General features: G+C 28.9%; 6 protein-coding genes. 4 read left to right on the top strand and 2 right to left on the bottom strand.

From position 1 onward, the window contains the following. From HALO113_RS16835 to HALO113_RS16820, 4 genes are all read left to right on the top strand, one after another. A partial coding sequence (locus tag HALO113_RS16835; RefSeq protein WP_159780301.1) for a sensor histidine kinase KdpD occupies window positions 1-411 on the top strand: 411 nt, incomplete at its 5' end. Then, the gene (locus HALO113_RS16830) at window positions 404-1,087 is read left to right on the top strand and encodes a response regulator transcription factor (protein WP_159780300.1); all 684 of its coding nucleotides are present in this window, start codon (window positions 404-406) and stop codon (window positions 1,085-1,087) included. The genes HALO113_RS16835 and HALO113_RS16830, both read left to right, overlap by 8 nt. Before the next feature lie 75 nt (window positions 1,088-1,162). After that, a complete protein-coding gene (locus HALO113_RS16825; RefSeq protein ID WP_159780299.1) occupies window positions 1,163-2,095 on the top strand; it encodes an SPOR domain-containing protein in 933 nt (310 codons plus the stop codon). A 69-nt stretch (window positions 2,096-2,164) separates the two neighbouring features. Further along, window positions 2,165-2,674: an acyl-CoA thioesterase gene (locus HALO113_RS16820; protein WP_159780298.1), complete on the top strand. Its 510-nt coding sequence runs from the start codon at window positions 2,165-2,167 to the stop codon at window positions 2,672-2,674. A 33-nt stretch (window positions 2,675-2,707) separates the two neighbouring features. Here the strand turns inward: HALO113_RS16820 and HALO113_RS16815 are convergent, their stop codons facing one another. Both HALO113_RS16815 and HALO113_RS16810 read right to left on the bottom strand, forming a co-directional pair. After that, on the bottom strand, window positions 2,708-3,403 hold the full coding sequence (locus tag HALO113_RS16815) for an ABC transporter ATP-binding protein (RefSeq protein ID WP_159780297.1): 696 nt from the start codon (window positions 3,401-3,403) through the stop codon (window positions 2,708-2,710). Window positions 3,404-3,445: 42 nt separating this feature from the next. Further along, window positions 3,446-4,408: DUF5687 family protein (locus HALO113_RS16810; RefSeq protein WP_159780296.1), on the bottom strand; the 963-nt coding region annotated here is incomplete at its 5' end.

Below are 4,408 nucleotides of genomic sequence, written 5' to 3'. Positions count from 1 at the left end.
ATTTTAAAGTATCCTAAACCTATTTATTTTGAGTATAGCTTTCCTAATGATTTATTAATTTATACAGATGAATTTCATTTTTATAATATTTTTTACAATATCATTGAAAATGCTGTGAAATATAGTGATGAAAATCCATCAGTTATAATTTCTGCTGTTTCTAATGAAATGGGAATGGCAATTTCAGTTTTAGATAATGGCATGGGGGTGCCTAAAAAAGATTTACCTTTTATATTTGATAAGTTTTATAGAGTTGAAAGAAAGGATAGTAAAGAGATAGAAGGATTTGGCATAGGTTTGGCTTATGTTAAAAAAATCGTACAAATGCATGAATGGAAAATAAAAGCTGAGAACAATAATCCAGGATTAAAAATAACAATTCAAATTCCAAAATCAGATATTTATGAATAAAAAAAGAATTCTATATGTAGAAGATGACGAAACGTTAGCTTTTTTAACATCAGATAATTTGGAACAACATTTTGAAGTTGTACATTGTAATAATGGAGCTAAAGCTTTTGAGGTATTTTGTACTGAAAATTTTGATTTATGTGTTTTGGATATTATGCTTCCAGATAGAGATGGATTTGAAATTGCTACCGAAATAAGAAAAAGAAATGCTGAAATTCCAATCATTTTCCTTTCTGCCAAAACAATGAAAGAAGATAGGATAAAAGGGCTAAAACTTGGAGCTGACGATTACTTGGTAAAACCCTATTCTATTGAGGAATTAATCTTAAAAATAGAGATTTTTTTAAATAGAAGTCAAAAAAATATAGAAAAAGTGCATACTAAATATGTTTTAGGTAGTTTTGATTTTGATTTTGAAAATTATTCCTTACAAAATGATAAAAAACAAATTACTTTAACAGAAAGAGAAGCTTCACTCCTTAAATTGTTTTTAGATAATACCAATACCGTTTTAAAACGTGAAAAAATATTAAATTCTTTGTGGGGGAATGATGATTATTTTTCTGGAAGGAGCTTAGATGTATTTATTTCAAGGTTGAGAAAGATTTTTAAGGAAGAAACCCACGTGAGAATAGAAAATATTCCAAGAATTGGGTTTAAACTTGTAATAGAATAGTCTCAACAAAAGGATTGTTAATAAAAATTGTTAATAAAATTTTGAAAAATATATTGTTTAAGTAACTTTGCATTTATGTTACTAGATAAATATATATCAGAATTATTATACCGTTATCAGTGTGTTACTGTACCAGGGTTTGGTGCTTTCATTGCTGAGATTCAATCCGCGCAAATTAATGGTAGCGCTTGTTCGTTTTTACCACCACGAAAAGTAATTTCTTTTAATAATAATATTAGAAACAATGACGGTTTATTAGCAAATCATATTGCTATGTCTGAAAACAGTACTTATGAAAGTGCAGTATTAAAAATAGATACCGTAGTAAAAGAATGGTTAATTGTTTTAGAGAAAAAAGATAAAATTACTTTAGAAAACATAGGTGTAATCTATGTTAATGCAGAATGTAATTGGATTTTTCAACCTTCTAATGAAACAAATTATCTTGTGTCTTCTTTTGGTTTAAACCAATTTGTTGTTCCTGAAATTAGGAGAGAAAAATGGGTAAAACAAGCTGAAGTTTTTATAAAAAAAGAACCAATTGTTTTACTTCCTGAGAAAAAGAAAAATTATTCTTATTTAAAATATGCTGCGGCAATTACCGTTTTTCTAGGAACTGGTTTGTTTGCTTATAAAGTTATGCATGATCAACAAGTAGCAAACGATACTTTAAAAGTTAAAAAAGAAGTTCAGGAAGAAGTACAAAATCGAATTCAACGAGCTACTTTCTTTATAGAAACACCTACAATATTAGATTCTGAAGTGACTCTAGCCGAAGTTGTAAAACCGTACCATTTAATTGCAGGTGCGTTTAGAAGTGAAATAAATGCTGAAAAAGCTAAGAAACTTTTAGAAGAGCAAGGATATCAAGCCCAAGTGTTAGCCAAAAACAACCATGGTCTCATTCCAGTTGCTTATGGTAGTTTTGAAACAGCAGAAGAAGCAGAATTGCTAAAAAGTAAACTTTACAGAGAAGAAAATATTGATTCTTGGCTCTTAATAAATTAAAAAAATCCCATTTTGGGATTTTTTTATGTAATGAATCTTGGAAGCTTATTATCTTTGCAAAAAAAAACAATGCAAGCAAAATACCCTTCCGATTCATTAACTACTTTAACAGATTTAGTATTACCTGGGGAAACCAACCCTCTAAATAACTTATTTGGGGGAGAACTTTTAGCTCGTATGGATAGAGCTGCGAGTATCACCGCAAGAAGACATTCGAGAAGAATATGTGTTACTGCTTCAGTAAACCATGTTGCGTTTAATAGAGCAATCCCTTTGGGAAGTGTTGTAACGGTTGAATCTAAAGTTTCTAGGACATTTAATACTTCTATGGAAATTTTTATTGATGTATGGATTGAAGATAGAGAATCAGGAATTAAAAATAAAGCAAACGAAGCAATTTACACATTTGTAGCTGTTGATGAAACAGGAAGACCTATCCAAGTTCCTCCAATTGAACCCCAAACGCCTCTAGAAAAAGAAAGATATGATGCAGCACTTAGAAGAAAACAGTTGAGCTTAGTTTTAGCAGGAAAAATGAAGCCTAATGAAGCAACAGAATTAAAAGCGTTATTTTCATAAAAAAAGTCCGATTTTTAAATCGGACTTTTCTTTTTAAATGGCAAAGAAATCTTCTAATTCTTTTAAAGTTTCGGTAGTAGGAATTAAATCTTTTACAATATTCCCTTTTTCTAAAACTACAATTCTATCGGATACCTCTACTGTGTGCTGTAAATCGTGACTGGAAACTAAAACCGTTATGTTTTTATCTTCCGCTAATGATTTGATGATTTTTTTTAACCTAATTTGTGTTGTTGGATCCAAATTAGCAAAAGGTTCATCTAAAATTACAATTTCGGGATTACCTATTAAAGCGCCAACTATTCCAGCTTTTTTTGCATTTCCTTTAGATAAATCCCTTAAATATTTTTTCTTATTTAAAATTTCACCATTAAAAAAATCTTCATAGTTCTTAATAAAAGCATCAACATCGGCTTTGTTCCAACCTCTTAATTCTCCTATGAAATAAAAATATTCTTCTGGTGTTAGGTAACCGATTAAAAAACTTTCATCTAAAAATGAATTAGTAAAAGATTTCCAAGATTCATCGGTGTTAATTTGAATATTATTAGAAGTAATTTTTCCAGTTGAAGGTTGAATAAGATCTAGTAAAAGACTAAAAAATGTAGTTTTACCTGCTCCATTATTGCCTACTAAACCAAAACTTTGTCCTTTAGGTATTTCTAAGTTGTCAATATGTAAAACTTTGGTTCCATTATATGTTTTGGATAAATTAGATACTTGTATCATGATGTAATAATTTCTAAATTAATAATTTGTGTAATGAAAAGATTAGTTTTTTTGTTTGTAAGCTTCAATTGTAATGTATTTTTCTTTTTTATAAACGGATTCTATAATTTCAAAAACTTTATTTTTGAAAGCTAGCCCTAAAATGCCTAATAAGGCAACAAATAAGTAGCCATATTGCCAACCAAGCGTATAATGTCCAATGGCATAAACCAGCATAGGTAATAATAATTTGGGTAAAGAAATTAATAAAGTTTTGACATTGAAGGCTTTTTTATCTCCAAAAGCATTCTTATTAGAAGTTAAATCGATAGGTGTTTTAATATAAGCGCCACCTAATAATACTAAATGAGAATTCACACCGATATTAAATATTGCTCCTGAAAGAATGGCTAAAAAAGAATCTATTCCAAAAATTAAATAGAAGCTAGATAATAATGTGGATAAAGTGGTTGCCATAACCATTAGCCACCATTTTGATGACAAATAATCTTTATAGGTGATGTTTTGTGTCATCATTAAAGGATAATAAGAACTGTCCCAACTGGGTACAAATTGACCAAAATTTAGTAAAAAACCACCCGAAACAAATATACCTGCAAAAATTTTCCAAACAGGAGCGTTGTAAGCCTCTATTGAATTAGTAAAGAATAACAATCCATAAAATAAGAACAAGAAACTCATTAATAAAGTCGTTTTTGCTCTTTTATTTCTTTTTAACAATCGAATATCATTTTTTAAAAATGTACCTAATTTACCAAATTGATCTAAAAAGGAAAGATTTTCTGAAGAGGCCGTATTGTGTTGGATGGATAAACCTGCATCTAAATATAGATTAGATTTAAAAAATTTAAAATTAATATAGTAAAACACAATTAAAATAAGTAAGGGTAGCGCGCAGACATAATTTTTAGAATAAAAAGATTCAAATAAAACATTAGAATATTGAGTGATGTCAAAAACTGCATAGTATTGAAGTATTCCAAAAAGGGCAAATACACTTACAAC

Source organism: Flavobacterium sp. 9AF (assembly GCF_902506265.1).
Classification (GTDB): Bacteria; Bacteroidota; Bacteroidia; order Flavobacteriales; family Flavobacteriaceae; genus Flavobacterium.
The sequence above is the reverse complement of the archived record's forward strand: the minus strand, read 5'-3'. Positions and strand labels throughout refer to the sequence as shown.